This is a genomic window from Streptococcus sp. HMSC070B10 (genome assembly GCF_001808665.1).
GTDB lineage: Bacteria > Bacillota > Bacilli > Lactobacillales > Streptococcaceae > Streptococcus.
In genome coordinates this window covers 56,370-74,290 of sequence record NZ_KV794214.1, presented here as the reverse complement: position 1 = coordinate 74,290, position 17,921 = coordinate 56,370, and the positions used below count along the sequence as shown (strand labels likewise).

Sequence of the window (17,921 nt, the reverse complement as noted above, 5' to 3'; positions counted from 1 at the left end):
CAATTTACAAGAGATGACGGCTAAAGTGACAACCACAACGCCAGAACCTCCAAAACCAGAGCCTAAAGAACCACACAAACCACAACCGCAGCCATCACTTCCAAACACTGGAACATCAGAAAGCATGCTTCCAGTTGTAGGAATGATTTTGGGATTGTTGAGTCTTGTAGGTCTTCGTAAGTCGAAAGAAAACTAAATTGACGAACTAAAACGAAACGAAAGGATGGCCACAAGCTGGGGTATAACTCTCTTGTGGTCTTTATTGAAAGGAGAAAAAATGCAAGTATTTATCGCTTCTGGACGTGTTGCATTCATTCCAAATGATGCAGTAGGTCAAACTCAAAATGGTCATGCCAGTTTCAAATTTGAGTTTGTTTGTGATTCGAGTATGACTGATGATACAAATAAACCAATTTCTAGTTTCTTCCATGTGCAAGTATACGGAAAACAAGCGGAATTGATGGCTCAGAGCCTATCTAAAGGCTCTCCAATCCTCTTAAAAGGAGAAATTATCCAACGACCTTATAATGATGAACAAGGTCAACGTCGGACGTATCAGTTTATTTCCCCAAATCAACAAGGAGGAATTTCTTTCCTTGAAAATAGGGAAGCATCTAACCGACGTAAGCAGGAACAACAGGGCTTTTCTCAGCCGATACCAAGTTCTATTCCTCCATCTTATCCTGAACCAATGGATGTAGAATCCCCATTCTAAAGGGATTGAAAGCATACAAGAACACTTGTGTGCTTTTTTTGTTGTACAAAAAGTTATATAACTTATGATATAACAATATCTTTTGTCCCTTTAACAAAGAATTTGATATTATCCCTTAGAATAGAGGGGAATTAAGAAATAATAAGAAAGGAGTGCAACAATGGCAAGACAAAAATACAATTATCTGTCTGATGAATTGATTGCAGAATCTCTTCAGGTGACCAATTACTTAGAACAAAGTCGATCTAGTCGATTGAATGTTCTTCAGTTGGATGGGGAGAAATGGTTAGAAAATTACTTTAACCGTTATGAGAAAGCCTCTCCAAGGCTACAGTTTCACATATTTCTCTTTTCGAGCTTCTATACTCGAAAAATGGAATGGTTCTTGGAAGGTGTAAGGGGGTAGTCGTTTGTTTGAGTTATTTGAAGTAGTATTTTATACCCTTATCCAACTGATTCGAGCCAGTTGGCTCAATACCTTCCTTTTTCTAGGGGTAGCAGGTTATTACCTATTCAAACTCTTCCAGCCGTATTTTTTAAGAAGCTATCAAAGGTTATTAGCAGGAAAGAGTAGTCTAAGGCAAGCAATAAAAAGAGGTTGGAAAAATCGTAAAGGAATTGATTGGAAACAAGTATGGTTCAAATCAGTTAGAGGGCTGCTCAATGGAATGAAGTCATTCTTACCTAAAATCTTTGCGCTTGTCTCCCTCATTCTTTGGAATATTCTCTTTCGAATTGTTTATATGATTCCCTTTGTAAAACGGGAACGAAAACGGTTTGATAAAGAAATGAAACCCATTCTTTATTTTAAAAGTTATCGTAGCTTCGTCTATATGGGATTAGGTTTTAGCTTTATTGCTTTTATCTTAACCAATTACCTGGTTACTGTTTTGAGGGCTACAATCCGCTTTCTCTACTTTAGTATTTGGTCGTTTAAAGATGCTAGTAAGGCCGTAAACTTTGACTTAAACAGCCTCTTGTTTCAAAGTTTATTGAATGTAAAAGTCTTTTGGATTGCCCCGATTTTAGCTTTTCCTCTCTTTCTGATGGGTCTAGTCCTTGCTTGGAAATCTGCTTGGATCAACTTTGAGCAGTTTCGTGACTACAACCATAATGAGGAAGGGGATGACCGTTTTGTGACGGTTGATGAAATTCGTCGTCAATACAAAAAGATTCCCAATAAAGCTCTAACTTATCCAGGTGAAGGTGGGGCTCCAGTATTTCATGAACTGACTCATGATTTGGCAGGACAAACACTCCGAACGCAAATGTTATGGCAAAATAAGACAATCAGTCGATACGTGACCAATGCGGAGCGCATTTTGGGCATGCAATCTTTTCCTTCGGGATATTATTACATTGAAGATAAGCCGACGAACCTGTTAGGGATTGGGATGACTCGTTCAGGTAAGGGTGAAGGTCAGATTACGACAGCGATTGATATCAACAGTCGTGCGGAGTTGCAGCCATCTCTGGTTCTAGCAGACCCGAAAGGGGAACACTACCAAGCCTCTTACAAAACGATGAGGCAACGTGGCTATGAAGTTGATGTGCTTTCTTTCCAAAATATGGATTGGTCTATGTCCTACAATCCTTTGGCTTTAGCTATTGCAGCCGCCAAGAAAGGTTACTATGAGAAAACGCAAACCTATGTCAATGCAGTCGCAGAATCCATTTTTCCCAAACAAAAAGGTGGAGAGAAGGGAAATGCTGAATACTTCCGTAAGTCTTCTATATCCCTATTTAACGCTCTGACAATGGCTTTGATGGATCGAGCTAATGAAACCTATCAAAATGGTGAAGACGATGCCTGGGATACCATTACGATCCCTAACGTTGCGAAATTCTTGGCGACAATGGGGTCTGAAGAAGTCTTTGTGGATGGAACGGGGGAAGTCGTTGAGAATCCAACTAGAGAACAACAGGTATCCAAGAAATCAAAAATCACGGTCTATTTTGATAATTTGAGACAAGTGAATCAAAAACAATTCTCCAAATTCAGACAAATGGCAGATATCGAATTTCGTGCCTCAGACTTTGGTGGTGATGAGACTAAAGGGAATGTCTACTCTAGCATGATGACAGGAATCAATCTGTTCTTGCAAGACAACGTGGCCAAACTCACTTCCAAAAACTCGATTGATTTAGAGTCTTTTGCCTTCCCACGTCGATTGTCTGTTAAGTTGAGATCAAGCACCAACAGTCAATTAAAAAATGAGTTCAAGCATAAGACTGCTAGGGTAACCATTACAGGTTTGAAGAAATGGGGTAAAGTTGAAAAGCAAGTCGATTATGTGAAGCAAGCGACAGCTCTTATTGATGGAGAAGGCTATCTGACTTATGCCATCGAACCTAAACTTCCAGATCAGTTTACGGTTACGATTGATTTTAATCATAAGAAAAATGGAAAGTCTCCAGTTCGGGATCGGGTCTTCCAATTCTCAGCTGAAAAAGTCTATCGAAAAGATGGAGATAGGTTAGAACTAGATGAGTATACCAAGAAGCCAATTTTAGATCATATCGATGTAAGGGTTCTGAAGAGCAAAGAAGACACTCAAAATCTTCTCCAAGAGTCAGATATTGAGTTGATTTACTCCGATAAACCAAGAGTCGTCTATCTGGTAACACCACCAAACCGAACAGAGTACAATGGGATTGTCTCTTTGTTCTTGGATCAGTTGTACAATGCCAACTATGATCTTGCCTTAACAAATGGGCGGAAATGTATCAATCGGATTCTCCATATCTTGGATGAGTTTACAAACATTCCAGCTATTCCTCACATGGATACGAAAATTTCTATCGGATTGGGGCAAAACATTCTCTATTATCTTTGGGTTCAAAACTTGGAACAATTGGTTAATGTCTATGGTGAAAATGTTGCACAAACGATTCTGGATAACTGTTCATTGAAAGTTTACGTCAAAACGACGTCTCCAGATACGAATAAGAGATTTAGTGGGGAGTTAGGTACACGTACCATCACCAGAAGACGGCGCTCCAGCAATATCCTGGACGAAGCCAATCCAAATGTAGCTGTCGAGAATCCAAAACAAGAGTTGTTGACACCAACGCAATTGGCCAAGCTCCAGGAAGGAGAAGCGGTTATCTTACGTGGAGTCAAGGGACGGGATAATGTTGGACGTAAGGTTACAACGGATCCAATCTTCGCACATGATAAGAACAGCTTCCCTTACAAGTACATGTTCTTACAAGAGGAATTTGATACCTCAATGACTCTTGCGGATATTCCAGTCGAAAGCGCCCACCGTGAGCTAGAACTTCAGGAAATAGCAGTTGATGCTGGTACAGCCTTTAATAACATTATAGACTGGAGGCAACGTTTGACTATGCCTCTCCTCAGCAATAATGGAGAAACTCCTAAACTATCAGGCCGACACAGTAAAGGACAAAAGGTACAATCCCAATCATTTGCTTCCACAGATGAACTATTTCAGGCAGCTGTAGCTAGTGTCATTCAAGGTGACCATGATTATTATGATGATGGAGACGACTTCTTTGCAGATGAAGTTATCTAAAAAGATGTACAATAAGTTATATAAACACTTGCAAGAAAAAATGATGTTTGTTATAATGAAGTAAATAATGATCAGGAGAAAAAATGATGAAAACAAAGCACTTTTTAAGAATTGTTTTAGTAGGGTTAGCCTTGATTTTACTAGGAGCATGTGGTCAAAAATCACCTGATTCTATTGCTAAAAATGTGCTAAAAGATAGCTATACAGGCTTCTCACCAGAACATGGTTATGAGAGTAGTGATTTTAAGGGTGGAGTAGGAACTACCTTGAAATTTGATAAAGAAAAACGAACTATCTCAAATAACGACGGTGAAAGTATCAATTATAGTGTTCTTTCAGAGGAACAAGTGAAGGCAATCCCAGCTGATTTCAGAGGTACCCTAGTTAGTTTAGAAAGCCAGTTGAAAGGAAAGGATAACTTTACAATCGCTGTTGATTATAGGAACATAGATAAGCCCGAAGAGGCAGAAGCTTATTATCAAGTCGTCTTGACTGAGGGTGGTAAAAAAATCAGAATTATTGAACTCCGTCGTGGCTATAAAGAAGACAATGCTTTCTATGATTTCAACGGAACCGCAGATTAATTTACAAAAGTCTCAATTACTTGAGGCTTTTTTTGTTGCCAGAATTTCATTGTCCCTTTAAAAACGATTTTGCCATTATCGAATATGATAGGGGTATCTTAGAAAGAAAGAAGGTACCTTTAGTGCACTATCAAACCTTTTCAGATTTGATGAATGAGGTCAAGAATCTCAATGGTGAAATCACAGGTGAGAATGCAAAAAAGCTGGCGGAATTCTATTCCTACTGGGGCAATTATTTAGAACCGACTCCTGCATTTATGGCATTTCTCACTTATTTACCAGGAGGGATTGCCAAGGCTCTTTATCAAATCAATTCTAGCCTAGAACATGTTTTTAATAATATGTTCAAGCTCTTTGGTCTCTTCGGTTATTTGGGAGACCAGAAAACGATTATAGGTCAGTTCTTTTACTGGTTTCAGCTATTGGGGACGTCCTTGTTCACTCTGATTTTGGTCGTATCGGCTGTTGCAGGAGTTTTTACAAAACCAGTCAAATACAAAGGGGTCATTACGAATTTCCTTTTGGTAACGGCTGTGACTTCCGTATTGCCACTAGCTTTGACCACTATCTCAACAGCGGTGGCACAGGATGCCATGTCTATTCAGACAGTCTCCAGTGAAGCGCCATCCGGTAGCCAACCGATTTCTTCCTTAGCTCTTCAGCCCATGAAAAATAATGTAGTAGACTTAAAAGTCTTGATCTACAAAGATTTTTCTACGGAGTTGTTTCCAATGGATGATTATGGCTTCATCAAGCCTGTTCAGGAAGGCTCTACTCCTGTCAATAATATCACGGATGACCCTGCACAGCGGGATACGACTGATTTTGCGACCAAGATTGATTTTGGGGCAAACTATGGTACAACGAATCCACAAATGATACAGGATATAGAAAAACATGATAAAATACCAGGAATTAAAGGCTTGTTCCTACATAAATTAAATTCCAATAATACTGGAGTTGAAAGCATTACAGAACACCGAGTCATTAATCAATTGAGTGCTTTTGAATCAGTTTATATGCGCTATAAAGTCAACTGGATAGGGATGTTCCTTCAGTACATTATCCTGATTGTTCTATTGGTGAGCATGATCATCAAGCTCGTCAAATCAGTTTTTGATATTCTGATTGAAGCAATGATTTCTCCGATTCTCGGCTATAGTTCTCTATCAAACTCAAAGAAATACAAAGAGTTGTTAAGAACGATTGGCGGTGCCTTGGCAGGAATCTTCTTTGAAGTTATCATTATGCGTGTAACCCTTGAGATTTTCAGAGATTTACCAATCCTTTCTGTCTCAGCTGTATCGAAGCTTTCTGGCGGATTCTTTGACGGACTCAACATGTGGGAACAGTGTCTTGCCGCTGCCTTTGTATATGTTGGAGTATTCTTTGCAGCCATGCAAGGAGTGGCCATGATTGAGCGCTGGCTTGGAGTTTCAACAGGTCATAGTGAAACAGCTCAACAACTGCTGGGTGCTATGATGATGGGGAATGCCTTTGCGGCTGGAGCAGGCGGTCTCTTTAATGGCAGTATGGCACTTGGCCAATTTGGTATGGATATGGCTAAAAAAGCTCCAGATGCCTTGTCTAAAGGAAGTCAGATCCTAGGAAATAGCCTTGCCAGAACTGGAGGTGGTATTCAAGGTGCTTTGAACTCTGTAAAAGACCAAGGCTTTATGAATGCGGCCAAAGGTGGTGTAAGTAATATGGTTGATTTGGCAGAATGGAAAGCATTTGAAGCCATGCAAAATACGAAAGGGGCAGTTGGTAGCGCATTAGATAAGCTGGATGATAAGGCTGCCTCTGCTCAAAATGCGACCTATAACGCTCTGAAAAATGATGCTGTTCCTGGAATTGATCAGCAACCTGGACCAATTGATATTCCTGAGCCTCCAATTGACCCAGGAACAACAGAAGCACCTATTGTCGATTCAACTCCTCCAGCTGAAGAAATGGAGTCCCCAATTCAAGATCCAAATCCACCTGTAGATGCACCAGTTTCAGAATCACAACCACCAGCACAGCCTGATTCTTCTCAACAAAAATTTCAACAGAGCATGAATCAAATGAATTACATGAACCAACAAATGCAACAAGCAGGACAGCGTATGCAGGGCGGACGTCATATCACTGGCGCTGAGAGTGACGACGAAGAAGAATAGGCTGAACTATGGATTTAACAGGAAAGAACATTGTTATCACAGGAAGCCTACGTCCTCTAACTCGAGAAGAAGCCATACGATTTTTAGAAAGTAAAGGAGCTGTCGTTCAAAATTATATATCTTCTAGGACAGATATATTGGTTTTAGGACACAAGCAGTTGGATCTTTTTGATCCAGATAAACGGTCTAAAAAGCATGATGCAGCGCTTAGAAGAATATCAGACGGTCAATCCATCACTTTCCTTTCTGAAGAATCATTCTTTGATTTAGTCAAGAAGTCTCAAGATTGAGGCTTCTTTTATTGTTCAAAAAAGTATATAACTTTTTGTACAATTCTTTCCTGAAGGATGATGGTGAAAATGCTATTGTCCCTTTAAAAGATATTTTCGATTATTCATTATAATGTGAGTGTCAAAACAAATATAAAGGAGAAATTCATGTACGGTGAAAAATACGGTGTACCTAGAGATATCTATGCCAAAGTCAAGATTATAGGCCTTCTTATCCTAGATATTGCTTTTGTAGGAATTACTGGAGTAATCGCTTTGAGCGTTGGCTTAAAAATCTTTCCCAAAAGTCAGTGGATACAGATGTTCGCATTCATTTTTTTAACACCAGTTCTGAGTTTGTATCTGGTGTTACCAGCTAACGGTGGCAAAAAGAATTGGCACAGCATGTTTCTTTTCTTCAGACGAAGAAGAAAACGTTATATTAGCTTGAATTATATCAGAAGGAGAAAACCATAATGGCGATTAAACAAATTCAACCCTCAAAAAACGAGAAACGCCCTCTGGGACGTCTTCAAGAAACAAAGAAACAAACGCAGGAATATTTTGATTTACATTCTTGCGTTGAGTTGTTAGATGTAAAATCAATCATTCCGAACAGCCAGGCTTATATCCAGTTAGTTGATTATGGCTACTTGCAGCTGATGGAGATACCAGGTAAAGATTTAGGATCGATGTCTTATAACGAGGTTATGAGAACCATTGAAAATTTTGAAACCTGGTTGACTCGATTTGGATCGAATATCCAAGTGGAGACGACAACTTTACCAACAAATACAGATACGCAAATTTCTGACTTGCGCCATCATTTGGATTTAGTGCGACAAGAAATGTCTAAGTTATCAATAAATGATAGACGTTTTTTACAACTCAAGGATCGTGAAATTTGGCTTCAAAGCCAAATTAAAGTTGAAGAAAGCATCCGACAAGAAGTCTATAATACAGAGTTCATACTGTGGCTATTTGCACCTACAACAACCGAATTGGACGAATTGGTTCGTAAGGCTAAAACCTATGGAAATAATGATTTTGTTCCACAAGATATCAGCTACAGGAAGAAAATTCAGATTATAAAGCAATACAACAATATGAATGAGAAAGTGTAGGAGAGATAGCATGCCTGATTTATCAAAACGTAGACAAAGACAATTAAAGAATGAAGGATATGACCTTGCTTTCCTTAGCCAGATTCAACCGCAAGGAAATATTGATTTTAAAAAGGATGATCGTTTCTGGATAAGTGGAGATGGATGCCATACGGTCTTACACTATTATGAGTATCCAACTGAAGGAATGGATCGTTTTTGGCTTTCTGAATTGTTGTTGCTTCCTGGAACACGTTCCTTCCTGTCACTGTACAAGGAGGATAATAGACAGCTTCAAAAAGAGATTGAGGACTCTATTGAAGAGAAGTCAACACGGATTACAAACAATAGCAAACTAACCAATAATCGGAAAGAACTAGATGAGATTGATAATCTTAATAAACTAAGCCGTGAAATTGATAAGCGGAATATAGCTATGTATGGGATGTATATTCGTGTCTTTGTGTTTGCATCAATCAAAGAAGAGTTATTCAAGAAGGTTGAAGAAGTCAAAGACAAAACGTCGAAATTCAAATCCACTATTCTGTCTGGAGAATTAGATTTTGAATACCATGCTCCATTTATTCCAGCCGAATATCAGATTGATTTGCCCAATCATCGAAGAGGGATACCGACTCCAGCTCACTCAATAGCTGGTGGATATTTCTTTAATCATACGAAGCTAGAAGATGAGAAAGGCTTCTATCTTGGATGGACTCCAACTAACGGAGCGGTAAATTTCAATTTTCTAGAACGTGACGAGAAAAGAACACGATCCTTTATGATCCTATCTGGAAATCCAAAGATGGGACAACGATCTTTTCTTATGAAACACACAGACGGTCTCTATGCGAAGGGGCATTATATTCGTAACTTTGATGCTACTGGCCAGTTTCTTGATCAGACACGAAAACAACATGGATTGATTCTTGATTTATCAGGTGAGGCTAACCGTATCAATATCTTCCAGGTATTTCCAACAGTGACCAATGAAGCAGGAACTGAAATCGATAAGAAGAAATCCTACAACCTTCATATCGAGAAACTGAAGAGTATCTATAAACTCCTGAATAATGAAGTGACAGGAGACGATTTAATCACATTTGGAACTCTCCTGAATGAGTTTTATATTGAGGGAAATATGTGGGCTCGAAATCCTTCATTGAATCCAGAAAAACTGAAAGCGACGGATATTGTGAAGGAAGAGTATCCTATTCTGTCTGATTTTATTTTGTTTGTTGATGCCTACAAACGTCGACTGGAACAAACTAGTGCGGATAAAACCGAACACAAGGCTGTTAAGCGTATTTACAATACGTTTAACGAACTATTGACAACAAACGCAGAAATTTTCGAGGGAACAACCGAATTTCAAGATATTTCTTCAGAGCAAGTTGTAACATTTGACTTCTCAGGGTTGAAGAACGCCCCTCATTTGTTAAATGTTCAGATATTCTCTGTTCTTTCACTTGTCTCAGCTGATATTGTCAATAACGGAAAACGCTGTAAGCAATTACTGAAGAGACGTCCTGACTTAACGGAGATGGATATGCAGCACTATATTGTCAATATTAGTGGGGCACAGACACTCATTGACCCTAAGCATGAAAGTAGTGTCAACCTTCTGGCTGATATGATTGATACAATGGGCGAAAACTTTGCTGGTGTTGTATTGTCTGTTAATTCACTGCGAGGGATTCTGTTTGAGACGGGGATTGGCACTCATAAGGATCCGTACGTAACGGCAGTCCAGAGGATTTTTGGTCTGATGCAATATAGAGTTTTTGCTCAGACGGACGAAACCAGTGTTCCTCTACTAGCTAACGCCTTATCTGGATCAATGAACCAGTCTGAACTAGAGACTTTGCCTCGTCTGAAGAAAGGACAGTTATTCATGAATATTGCAGGGGTAGGAAATCTGGTCTTTAACCAACAGCTGTTAGCCCCTGAAGTTGAGCGCTATGGCGGTATTGAGTAAGAAAGGAAGGTAAACCAGAATGGCCAAAAATAAACTAGGAATGATTGCAAGGACTAAGCAGAGATTTGATCAATATGTGTTGATTCGTAAATATCGCATGCAACAAGAAAGAGATTATTTCGCTTCAGAAGGAGAATCAGATCCAAAACGCCTGGAAGCACAAAAGGAACGAGATAAGGAGTTTTTGAACGGTCTCAAGAAGATTGGAATAGGATTTATTGTATTTTTAGTTTTTTATGGAATTTTGCGAACAATATTAGGATTGTGGTAAATAAGCGAGGTGTCCATGAAAAAAATATTCAAACTGAAGATTCTCATTCCTTTTGTGGCTCTCCTATTAATTATCAATGTTGGGATAACCATGTTAGTTGGGATAATGGGAGCTGTAACCAATAATGGAAGAAATGATTGTGGTGCTGTAGAAACAACATCTTCAACTGGTGACTCCACAGTTTCTTCAGCTGATGGTTCCATTGATGACTTTGTAAAAAAGCATAAGGAAGCCTACATCTTGTCTTGGAAGGCAGGAGGTTTCCTACCTTCAGCCTCTATCACTCAAACAATGATAGAGAATGGCTTCAATTTTACGAATCCTAATGGTACTTCTTTCTGGAAAGCTCATAATATGGGAGGTGTTAAAACCTCTAGTAAAAGTAATTTTCCAGTTACTCTTGCGACGTATGGTGAAGATAGTGTTGATTTAAGTGGGACAAAGCCTGGAGCGAATGTCGGAGACGGTACAGGAGGAGCTTATACTTGGTTCTCTAGCTACGATGCAGGGATCGTAGGGAAAGCTGAGTTTATGGCTCACCAGACACTCTATAAAGGGGCTATAAACAATACAAATGGTATTGCTAGCCTATCTGCTATAGCAGATGGCGGATGGGCCACAGATGGCACTTATAAGAGCAAGCTAACTGATATGTACCAAAAACTAGGTACGAAGTATCAGTGGCTTGATAAGGAAGCTATTGCTGCTCATGGTGAGAAACCTTATGAAGGATCCAGTACACAAGATGTCGGTTCTTCAGATAGTGCGGTGTCTTCTTCAGCTGAAAACAGTGGATGTGGAGAATCAGGTAGCAGTACCGATGGAACGGGAACTGTCCCTTCAGATGCGACTGCGTGGGGGTATAAACCAGAAGACTTACCAGATAGTTTGAAACCATTCATTATTGATCCTAAGAGCTTAGGCATGGATTATGCTAAGTCTACAGGATGGTATAATCCTGGAAGTGACGAGTATGCTGGACAATGTGTGAATCTTACAATTAGTATTGGAAATCACTTATGGGGCCATTCTGGATCCGTACAGGGCGATGGGAAAGATCAGGCGGCAGCGTGGGCTGCAATATTTGGAAACTCAGTTAAGACTACACCTAAAAAAGGTGCTATTTTTTCTACACAGGTAGGGGGCGGAGGATATGGCCATACTGGTATTGTATGTCATGTTTTTGAGAATGGCTCCATCTTGTTTGTAGAGCAAAATACACCTCTGAGTGGTTGGGATCAGTTCAAAACTCCATATACATGGAATTATCGTATTTGGACTAAATCTCAACAGCAAGAACAGGTAATCTCTTTTGCTTATCCAGATGATAGAGAAGCTAAATTAAGTTCAAATTAAAAGGAGGATATAAGATGATTGATTGGATAAAAGAGAATATGGTTGTATCGATTGTAGCAGGTGTTCTATTGATTTTGGCAGGGATAGGGATTGTATCGAGTTTCAGGCCATCTCAACAAACCAAAATAGAGGAAACAGCCCAGGTGAGTTCTTCAGGAACCGCTCAAAACGAATCGTCTTCCAAAGAGGAAACAGCAGACGAGAAGCATTATCGTACAGCTAAGCTAAAACTAGAACGTCCCTATGCAGAGGCAACATCAGAAGACAAAAAAGAAGTGTTAAAAGCCTTTGAAGAAGCAGTAGCAGATATAAAAAAGACGAAGTTCCTGCCAAATGTCAAGGGAACAATCGAAAATCATTTATCTATGACACAGAATGCGATGGTTCAAACTTTTGCGATGGCTCTACTGACGAATCAGTATGATTTCCAACCTGAACAATTGGAAGTGATGCCAACTGAATCAGATGATGTGATTCAATTTTTGATTGTTCTAACTAAAAATGGAGAAGAGAACAGCTATTTCGTTGGAAATTTCAATACTACGGTTCAACAAATCCAGCTAAAAGCCTATGTTGGTGGAAATATAGGTGGTACATACGGATAACAAGTTGCACAAAAAGTTATATAACTTTTTGTGCTTTTATATTGACAAGAAAAGTAGTTTTAGGTATAATTAAGTATATAAAAAGTTATATAACAAAATATACAATTATCTAAGGAGGGAACCATGAAGATTCAAACTACAAACTTAGGAAAAGGTGGCGGTGGTAAGACTACAGATACCTTTAATGAAGGGGATTGGTTGGCACGTGTTAAGGGGCTTAGAACACTACTCATTGATGGAGCTTGGGAATGCAATTTGACAAGAACATTTGATGTAAAATGTGAGAAAACCGTCTATGATATATTTACGACTGGAGAGTATGAGATAGTTCCAATATCAGAAAATCTCAGTTTGATTTGTGGTGATGAGCGTTTGACAGATGAGCAGTTAGATCTTGCTAGTCGAAACAACAAATATCTCCAGTTGTTTATGTGGTTTAGCGAACATTACGAAGAGTTAGAAGCACAATTTGATGTCATTCTGATTGATACGCACAATGACGAGAGCCTAGTTACGGCTAATTTTATAGCTGTGTCAGATATTGTATTGGCTGTTTCTGATGCCTCTCTTAATGGTTTTCGTGCCTGGTTATCTTTGAAAAATTTTGTAGACTTCATTAAGAGCGAAGCTATCGAAGTTATTACTAAGAAAAGCTATGTTAAAGCAGAACCTTATCTTATTGGAAATAAGATTAAGTACGTTGGAAACAATGTAACAGACACCTGTAAACAATTTTTAGAAGTTGTTGAAGAAGATCAGGCTTACCTGGGATCTATCCAGGAGAAAGAGCTCATGGCTAAAAGTCTTGTGATCAGTCAGAGTGTCTTTGAGCAGCATGAAGAGATGACAGCTAACCAAAAAGAGACACATCAAAAGTTTTATGATAATATAAACTACGTATATGAAAATATTTTGAGTGTGTTAGAAGGAGAGGTAGCATGACAGAGAATCGATTCGCACAAGTAAAACAAACATTCCAAAGTACACCAAAGAGAGAAAAGACTCCTTCGTCTAGGAAACAAAATCAGGAGGTTAGAAAGTCTCCTGAAAGCTACAATAAAAAGCAACGTTTCCCTTTCTCTCTCCATCATAATGTTCGATACGATATGTTAGATGCTTTAGTAGAGTATCACGGTGAAAAATCAGCTTCATCTTATCTTGAGAATCTGATTATAAGAGAATGGGAAAAGATGGAGCGAAAGAAAAAATAGTGTTCCATAAGAAAGGAAATGTAGTATGGTTATTACAGCAATGTCGTCTCCTATTTGGGAAAGACATATTGAAGAATTGAAGCATCTTTTGCAAGAGAGAAAAAATGAGTTCACTCAAGAATGTATAGAGCGTGATCTAGAATTTGCAAAGAAACACTATCAGACAACTGGAAATATTACTTATAGTATTCTTGTTAATGATTTGCCAAAGGATTTCAATAATCTTGAAGTAAGTCTTGAAGTAAATCTGTATAACCTCATTCATTATGTTCATTCTGATTATGAACTTAGATTTTTGTATAAGACATCTCAAATCAGATTCATCTCAAATTTAGCGGATGTTCTTAATATCTCTGAAGATATTGCATTACAGGTTCATTCTTTATTGTCGGACGAAGACTATATTATAAAATCACTTCATGAAAGTTGGTTTAGATTAAATGAAGCCAATGAGAGAAACAGACTATTCAAAAGTAGATATGGTTTTTATGATCCATTTTATAAGACGGTTAGAAATTCCCACTTGGCGAAAATTGAAAAGTTAAAATCGAAGAGTAGCTTTATAAAAAACTGGAGAAATAATCGTTTTTGGAAAAAGAAAGGGTTATCTCGGGAAAGTATTTCAAAATTGTACTCACTTGTAAGTTTTTTCTACCTGGAACATGATTGGGATAGGATTGCTTATCAAAAACTATTTAGCCTCCACATATAAGGAGACAATAAATTTTAAAATATTACTGATGAAGTAGGAGGAATCTACAATGATTTTCATTGACATTAAAAGACTTGTTCAGCTATTCTTTATTTTTATCGGAGCTATAGCTATCTATATATTCTATAAGACGTTTGGTCTTAGTATGGTGTTTATAGTCGTTTTAGGGTTGGCTGTTTTAAAATTCGCTCCAGCTTTCTTCCCAGTTGTATTATTACTGTATTTGGGACTTCACTTTACAGGTGGTTTTTCCTTTATTGCAGATGGAATTGTGACGGTTTTATGGAGTATTATTTTGATACCTATGGGGATAGCTACTATTGAAATGAGCAAATCCTATTTTAGCAAGAAAGAGAAACCCTGGTATGACAAATAAGAGTTTATCTGAAAAGATAGGCTCTTTTTTTGTCAGAACAAAGGATTATTTGAACATTCAGGCCAAAATTTATTAAAATAAGCGTAATTTTAATAAGGGAGGATTCTGAATGGCTTTCTTTGATGAGAGAGAACTAAAAAATCAATTGCTGTTTCAAAATGCAAAAGAATTTTATAACTTTGTTTCTAGGTATGATGAGGAGATGATTCCAGTCATGAAAGCAAAGGGCTATACCTGTATTCATTCAATGGAGCGAACCGTTGCCTTCACATTTGGTGAGTTTACTTTCAGAAGAAGACGTTGGAAAAAGGGAGATCATTGGGTCATTCCAGTAGATGAAAAGTTAGGGCTTCAGAAGAACGTCCGCTTCTCTTGGGAATTTATGTATCAGGTGGCTAAATTATCTACTTTAATGCCCTATGATAAAGTAACTCAGGTGATCCAATTGACTTATCACATCTCTATCACAAAGCCAATTGTAGTAAAAGCTGTAAAAATTTGTGAGAAGTTATTGGAGGAAAGAGAAGGCTATCGATATTATGAAGAGAATAAAGAAGTTAGCAAAAGAAAAGCGCAGGTTATTTATATTGAGGGTGATGGTGTGATGGTTAAAGCACGTGACATACAGAAGGATAATAAACATTATGATTTATCCCATTTTGTAGTCCATACAGGAAGCCAAAAAGTTGGCAGCAATCGATTTGAACTCCAGGACAAAAAAGAATTTATTGGCCTTGACAATCGCTTAGTGAGGGAGCAGGTGATCGATTATCTGTTCAATAATTACGAAATTACGAATCAGACTTTATTGATTACGAACTCTGATGGAGGTCATGGATATACACCCTATGTTTTCAAAGAGATTGCGAAGGTTCTGCGAATTAAACGCCACGAACATTTCTGGGATGAGTATCATGTAAATAAGGAGTTGAAGAATTATCTAAAATTTTACTCTGAGGATCTGTTAGAGAGAGCTTTCCAGGCGATTAAGCAACATGATAAGCAGTTAATGAGAACTGTCTTAGATACGACCGAAAGTTACATCGATACAGAAGAAGAACAAGAGTTGTTTGAGAAGTTCAAGAGTAAAATATTGAGAAATTTCCAATATACCAAACCAGCCGAACAGAGAGGATTCAGTCATGCAGGAATCGGGATAATGGAGAGTCAGCATCGTAAGGTCACTTATAGAATGAAAAAAAGAGGAATGTATTGGACTCTTGCTGGAGCTGAAACGATGAGTCGGATAATTGTTTTGAATTATGAGGAATCCTTGAGAGAACTATTCTTCGGCACCTGGAGAGAGGATTATGAAAAATTTATTTCTTTAGAGGAAGTTTCTGCTTATACCATTAAAAAGAGAATGAGTAAAACTGACAAAGAAAATACATCTAGATATCAATGTTACCCTGATAGTAAAAGATTATCCTACTTCCGAAAACAATAGAAGTATATAATAAAGTATATAAAAAATTATATAACAATAACCTTTGTAAAAAAGGTCTTTTTGTGCTACAATCAAACATAAAATGCTTGCACGGTGTGTAAAAATGTGTTATAATTTAATTAAATTAATCGAATAAAAAAAGACGAAAAGTGCGCTAACACTTCTCGCCTTACCGAGTAAGAAACCGACCTTCTTACTCAGTCTTTAATTAATGATACCTGATAAGTGTATCAATGTCAAGACTGAGCAAGAAATTTGTTCAGTCTTTTTTTAAAACTCGGTGATGTTCTCCTAAAAAATGTATGAATTTAGGCGTTCTAAAAAATTCTACCGCATACAAAAAAGAAAAATATCTTGACAACCAATGGAAAATTTTGTTACAATAATAGACGGTACTTTTTACTTTTGGTCTCTCAAGAGTGTACAGGGACGTGCTGACAAATGTTGCAAAAGTACACACAGATGATAGCTGTCACCAAGTGTATCATCACCAAAAATAAAAAAACACAGGAGAATGTAGATGCCTACAATTAACCAATTGGTTCGCAAACCGCGTAAATCAAAAGTAGAAAAATCTAAATCACCAGCTTTGAACGTTGGTTACAACAGTCATAAAAAAGTTCAAACAAACGTTTCTTCACCACAAAAACGTGGTGTTGCAACTCGTGTTGGAACAATGACACCTAAAAAACCTAACTCAGCCCTTCGTAAATTCGCTCGTGTACGTTTGAGCAACCTTATCGAAGTTACTGCCTACATCCCAGGTATCGGACATAACTTGCAAGAACACAGCGTGGTTCTTCTTCGTGGTGGACGTGTAAAAGACCTTCCAGGGGTACGTTACCATATCGTCCGTGGTGCACTTGATACTGCAGGTGTTAACGATCGTAAACAAGGCCGTTCTAAATACGGTACTAAACGTCCAAAAGCATAAGGAAAGGGGATAAAGAGAAATGAGTCGTAAAAATAGAGCTCCAAAACGTGACGTATTGCCAGATCCGCTTTACAATTCACAACTAGTTACTCGTCTTATCAACCGCGTTATGCTTGACGGTAAACGTGGTACAGCTGCTTCAATCGTTTACGGTGCCTTTGAGCAAATCAAAGAAGCTACTGGTAACGATGCACTTGAAGTATTTGAAACAGCTATGGAAAACATCATGCCTGTACTTGAAGTACGTGCACGTCGTGTTGGTGGTTCTAACTACCAAGTCCCAGTTGAAGTTCGTCCAGAACGTCGTACAACACTTGGACTTCGTTGGTTGGTAACAATCGCTCGTCTTCGTGGTGAACACACAATGCAAGACCGTCTTGCAAAAGAAATCTTGGATGCTGCTAACAACACTGGTGCAGCTGTTAAGAAACGTGAAGACACTCACCGTATGGCTGAAGCTAACCGTGCATTCGCACACTTCCGTTGGTAAGATAGGATGCGAAAGCGTTAAGAAAGTCCCAGAAAAAATAGGGAATCAAAGCAGGTTGCGATTGCAACCAATGAGATTCATCTTTTTCTCCAGACTTTTAGCTTGAGCTCAACTATATCATGATGCTAGGAACGGTAAGGATGCAAGGTGAAAATAGGAAACTGACGCA

At 38.4% G+C, this 17,921-nt stretch carries 20 protein-coding genes; all 20 read left to right on the top strand.

Going from position 1 to position 17,921, the window contains the following annotated elements; translation table 11 throughout:
* A partial coding sequence (locus tag HMPREF2613_RS11600; protein ID WP_186822085.1) for an LPXTG cell wall anchor domain-containing protein occupies nt 1-196 on the top strand: 196 nt, incomplete at its 5' end.
* A gap of 81 nt (nt 197-277) precedes the next feature.
* Nucleotides 278-715: a single-stranded DNA-binding protein gene (locus tag HMPREF2613_RS07805; protein ID WP_070479943.1), complete on the top strand. Its 438-nt coding sequence runs from the start codon at nt 278-280 to the stop codon at nt 713-715.
* Between the two features lie 160 nt (nt 716-875).
* Nucleotides 876-1,121: a hypothetical protein gene (locus tag HMPREF2613_RS07800; protein WP_000113750.1), complete on the top strand. Its 246-nt coding sequence runs from the start codon at nt 876-878 to the stop codon at nt 1,119-1,121.
* Nucleotides 1,122-1,125: 4 nt separating this feature from the next.
* A complete protein-coding gene (locus HMPREF2613_RS07795; RefSeq protein WP_070479942.1) occupies nt 1,126-4,254 on the top strand; it encodes a VirD4-like conjugal transfer protein, CD1115 family in 3,129 nt (1,042 codons plus the stop codon).
* 83 nt (nt 4,255-4,337) lie between these two features.
* The gene (locus HMPREF2613_RS07790; protein WP_083279251.1) at nt 4,338-4,838 is read left to right on the top strand and encodes a lipoprotein; all 501 of its coding nucleotides are present in this window, start codon (nt 4,338-4,340) and stop codon (nt 4,836-4,838) included.
* A 122-nt stretch (nt 4,839-4,960) separates the two neighbouring features.
* Entirely contained in the window at nt 4,961-7,000 is a 2,040-nt protein-coding gene (locus tag HMPREF2613_RS07785; protein WP_070479941.1) for a pLS20_p028 family conjugation system transmembrane protein, read from the top strand.
* A gap of 8 nt (nt 7,001-7,008) precedes the next feature.
* On the top strand, nt 7,009-7,290 hold the full coding sequence (locus HMPREF2613_RS07780; protein ID WP_070479940.1) for a BRCT domain-containing protein: 282 nt from the start codon (nt 7,009-7,011) through the stop codon (nt 7,288-7,290).
* Nucleotides 7,291-7,437: 147 nt separating this feature from the next.
* On the top strand, nt 7,438-7,746 hold the full coding sequence (locus HMPREF2613_RS07775; protein ID WP_049494027.1) for a DUF5592 family protein: 309 nt from the start codon (nt 7,438-7,440) through the stop codon (nt 7,744-7,746).
* Nucleotides 7,746-8,393 (top strand): hypothetical protein, encoded by a 648-nt coding sequence (locus tag HMPREF2613_RS07770; protein ID WP_000985686.1) that lies wholly within the window; start codon nt 7,746-7,748, stop codon nt 8,391-8,393. Before HMPREF2613_RS07775 ends, HMPREF2613_RS07770 begins: the two co-directional genes overlap by 1 nt.
* A gap of 10 nt (nt 8,394-8,403) precedes the next feature.
* The gene (locus HMPREF2613_RS07765) at nt 8,404-10,350 is read left to right on the top strand and encodes a virulence factor (RefSeq protein WP_070479938.1); all 1,947 of its coding nucleotides are present in this window, start codon (nt 8,404-8,406) and stop codon (nt 10,348-10,350) included.
* A 19-nt stretch (nt 10,351-10,369) separates the two neighbouring features.
* Nucleotides 10,370-10,621, top strand: coding sequence for a hypothetical protein (locus tag HMPREF2613_RS07760; protein WP_001107251.1), 252 nt, complete (start codon nt 10,370-10,372; stop codon nt 10,619-10,621).
* Between the two features lie 15 nt (nt 10,622-10,636).
* The gene (locus tag HMPREF2613_RS07755) at nt 10,637-11,977 is read left to right on the top strand and encodes a CHAP domain-containing protein (protein ID WP_050077999.1); all 1,341 of its coding nucleotides are present in this window, start codon (nt 10,637-10,639) and stop codon (nt 11,975-11,977) included.
* A 14-nt stretch (nt 11,978-11,991) separates the two neighbouring features.
* Complete coding sequence (locus HMPREF2613_RS07750; protein ID WP_070479936.1) at nt 11,992-12,582, top strand: hypothetical protein; 591 nt, start codon at nt 11,992-11,994, stop codon at nt 12,580-12,582.
* 123 nt (nt 12,583-12,705) lie between these two features.
* A complete protein-coding gene (locus HMPREF2613_RS07745; protein ID WP_044021366.1) occupies nt 12,706-13,524 on the top strand; it encodes a ParA family protein in 819 nt (272 codons plus the stop codon).
* The gene (locus tag HMPREF2613_RS07740; RefSeq protein ID WP_070479934.1) at nt 13,521-13,793 is read left to right on the top strand and encodes a hypothetical protein; all 273 of its coding nucleotides are present in this window, start codon (nt 13,521-13,523) and stop codon (nt 13,791-13,793) included. Before HMPREF2613_RS07745 ends, HMPREF2613_RS07740 begins: the two co-directional genes overlap by 4 nt.
* A gap of 25 nt (nt 13,794-13,818) precedes the next feature.
* Nucleotides 13,819-14,505, top strand: a complete 687-nt coding sequence (locus HMPREF2613_RS07735; RefSeq protein WP_070479931.1) for a hypothetical protein — start codon at nt 13,819-13,821, stop codon at nt 14,503-14,505.
* Between the two features lie 49 nt (nt 14,506-14,554).
* Nucleotides 14,555-14,881: a hypothetical protein gene (locus HMPREF2613_RS07730; RefSeq protein WP_070479929.1), complete on the top strand. Its 327-nt coding sequence runs from the start codon at nt 14,555-14,557 to the stop codon at nt 14,879-14,881.
* A gap of 109 nt (nt 14,882-14,990) precedes the next feature.
* On the top strand, nt 14,991-16,328 hold the full coding sequence (locus tag HMPREF2613_RS07725) for an ISLre2 family transposase (RefSeq protein ID WP_070479927.1): 1,338 nt from the start codon (nt 14,991-14,993) through the stop codon (nt 16,326-16,328).
* 520 nt (nt 16,329-16,848) lie between these two features.
* Nucleotides 16,849-17,262: a 30S ribosomal protein S12 gene (rpsL, locus tag HMPREF2613_RS07720; protein ID WP_001142332.1), complete on the top strand. Its 414-nt coding sequence runs from the start codon at nt 16,849-16,851 to the stop codon at nt 17,260-17,262.
* 19 nt (nt 17,263-17,281) lie between these two features.
* A complete protein-coding gene (gene rpsG, locus HMPREF2613_RS07715; RefSeq protein ID WP_000087873.1) occupies nt 17,282-17,752 on the top strand; it encodes a 30S ribosomal protein S7 in 471 nt (156 codons plus the stop codon).
* The last annotated feature ends 169 nt before the right edge of the window (nt 17,753-17,921 follow it).